The sequence below is a fragment of the Bifidobacteriaceae bacterium genome (assembly GCA_031281585.1).
Taxonomy (GTDB): Bacteria; Actinomycetota; Actinomycetes; order Actinomycetales; family WQXJ01; genus JAIRTF01.
Genome location: JAITFE010000106.1, coordinates 1 through 2,571, shown reverse-complemented (window position 1 = coordinate 2,571; position 2,571 = coordinate 1). Strand labels below are relative to the sequence as shown.

Annotated in this window: 1 protein-coding gene; it reads left to right on the top strand. The window is 66.8% G+C overall.

What is annotated here, in order from left to right; all coding sequences use genetic code 11:
- Positions 1 to 338: 338 nt before the first annotated feature.
- Positions 339 to 2,571 (top strand): hypothetical protein (locus tag LBC97_12020; GenBank protein MDR2566754.1); only part of this gene is annotated, 2,233 nt, incomplete at its 3' end.

The following is a 2,571-nucleotide window of genomic DNA, read 5'->3' as shown; positions in this document are numbered from 1 at the left end:
CGATCACGGGCCCCGGCGCGGCGGGCGGGATCGCCGGAGCCGCCGCCTTGCTGTTGGGGCTGGGCGCCGTGTTGGTGCGTTCGGGGCGGGCCAGACGGCATCGGGAAACTCTGGGCTGACCAAATCAACCAGACCGACTGGAGGACTGGCCGAATTAGGTGATTTCATTGGTTGCGTTTGACCGCTGTTAGCGGTCGCTGATACCGTGGCGCTAATCTGCTAGCCCACAGCAGCGCCGCCCCGATTATTGGGCGGCTCCGCCCGATCGATATTCCGAAGGTGCCACGGTCATGCGCATATTGTTCCGTCCCCAGTCCCGTAAGCCAGATAGCCGTCCTTTGGCTAATGCCAATCTGGAACCACCCGTCTTGGCGGGGCGGTCACGCGCGCGGCGTTGGCTGATCAGAGGCGGCGCGGCCGTCACGGCCGCCGCGCTCGGCGTGGCCGCCCTGGTGTTGCCCGCCCAGCAAAGCTCCGCCGACGCGAGCAAGTTCTTCCTGGAGAAGACTGTGTACGGCCCGGCCGAGGAAGTCTGGATCATGACCGGCCAACTGACGCCGGGCTGCGACGGGATCCTCCCGGTCTCCGACCTCTACGTGGTGCCGCACGGCAGCGTCTCCGGCGCGGGCTCCCTGACGGATGTGACGGGGACGCCGAACAGGGTCACATCCTCGCAGATGGGTTATGCATTCGGAATGCTGACAATCGGCTACACCCAGCCGGGAGGGAACATTCCCCCCGGAGACTACGACATTGTGGAGGACGTTTGCCTGGACGAGGAGTTCAACCCGGGCGTGGACTCAATTCTCAGTTCGGCGTTCACGGTCACGGGTGTCGATCCATTGAACCCGCCCTCGCTGGCCAACATCGCGGCGATCGAAGCCGCCAAGGCCAGAGCAGGTGAACAGGCCGAGTATTACGAGAACGCCTCGGCGGCCTGGGGGTGGTTCTGGATCCTGTACGGCGAGGCGGGACTCCCCACCATTTACGACGGCCCGGAAGCCGTGATCCAGGCATTGGCCGAATGGGCATTGTGCAGCAAGCTGCCCTCCGTGGCGGCGTTCGTTTGCGTGCATGCGATCTCGCAGATGCCGAGCGTCACCGGCATGCCGGGCGCCACCGAGGTTCCCGAGAAATTCGGGGAGTTTCAGGCCCAGGTGTATAGGGGCATTGAGGCGGATCCGCCGGATCAGGATTACACAGCGCCGGTGGCGTTGGGCGCGGTTGACGGTTTCGGGTCCGGCGAGGGCACCGAGCTGCAAAGGGTTTTCGAGGAGTTGTATCACTCCCAGTGGTCTGAGGGCGTGGCGGCGGAGGCGTTCTTGCACGCCTTGGAGAAGTATCAGGGGGCACAGCAGGCCTCGGACGCGGCGGCGGCCTCGGCGCAGGCCAAGGCGGCCGCGGCTTACGCCCGCCAGGCGGTGGCCGGGCTTGAGGCGCAGGCGGACGCCCGCCAGGAGTTGCTGGCTTTGGAGCAGTCGCTGGGCGGCTGGACCACGCCGGAGCTGGCGGCGGCGTTGACCGAGGTGCATGAGCGGCTGAAGGCCGGGGGTTCCCTGACCGCAGCCGAGTTGGCCGTGTTGGACGGCTACGGTTTCAGCGACGCCCAACGTCAGCAGTTCGCGCAGGCGGTTGTGGACGAGGAGTGGTTGGCGGCCCCGCATGTGTCGTTGGCGGACTTGGACGCGGAGGCTTCGGCCGTCGGGTCGGCTCTCGCGTCGGCGTATGAGGGCGCGGCGGCTGTGTTTGACGGCATCGCCGCCGATTTGGACGCGGCTTTGGCGGCGGCGGGCTTGGACACGTACCCGGCGGTGGCTTTGAACGGCCCGGCCGAAGGGGCTGTCGGCGGATCGGTAACGGTGACTGCGGCGACTGCGGCGGGCAGCACGGTCGCTTGGGACGCGGACGCGGACGGGGATTTCGACGACGGGACCGGGCCGACCGCCCAGGCGGCGTTGACCCACCTTGGCCCCAACGCGGTGGGGGCGTTGGTGACGAACGCGGCCGGCCGCCAGACGGTCGCCTACCACGTTGTCGCCGCGGCAGCCCCTGCAAGCCGGCCGACCATAGTGTCCGCCACCCCGGCGGTGGGCTCCACAGTGACGGTGCACGATGCCGCTGTGGCGACTTTCGCGGTTACGCCAGGTCACACAGACGGCCTGTCCGTGACGGTGACTTGGTACGTCAACGGCCAGGTTGCGGGCACCGGCAACTCTGTTCAGATCACCGGCGACACGACGAAGCCGATCCAGTACATTGAGGCGAAACTTGCGGACGCGAGCGGCGTGACGGAGTGGGCCGCCTGGGAGGCGGTCACGCCGGTGGCGTCGGGGGCGCCTAGCCTAGTGGCCGGGTTCTCCTCGGAGGCTTCGACTGGTCTTGTTGATGTGGCGTGGGACCGCGTTGGGGGTTTGGTGGTGGCGGCGTCGAGTGTGTATTCGACTTCTTCGACTTACGCGGCCGCGAATGTGTTGAACGCGTATAGCTCTAGCTCGTATTGGAATACGGCGAACAATCAGGCGACGAATCAGTGGGTTGTGATCGACTTGGGCGCCGAGTGGGATGTGGCGG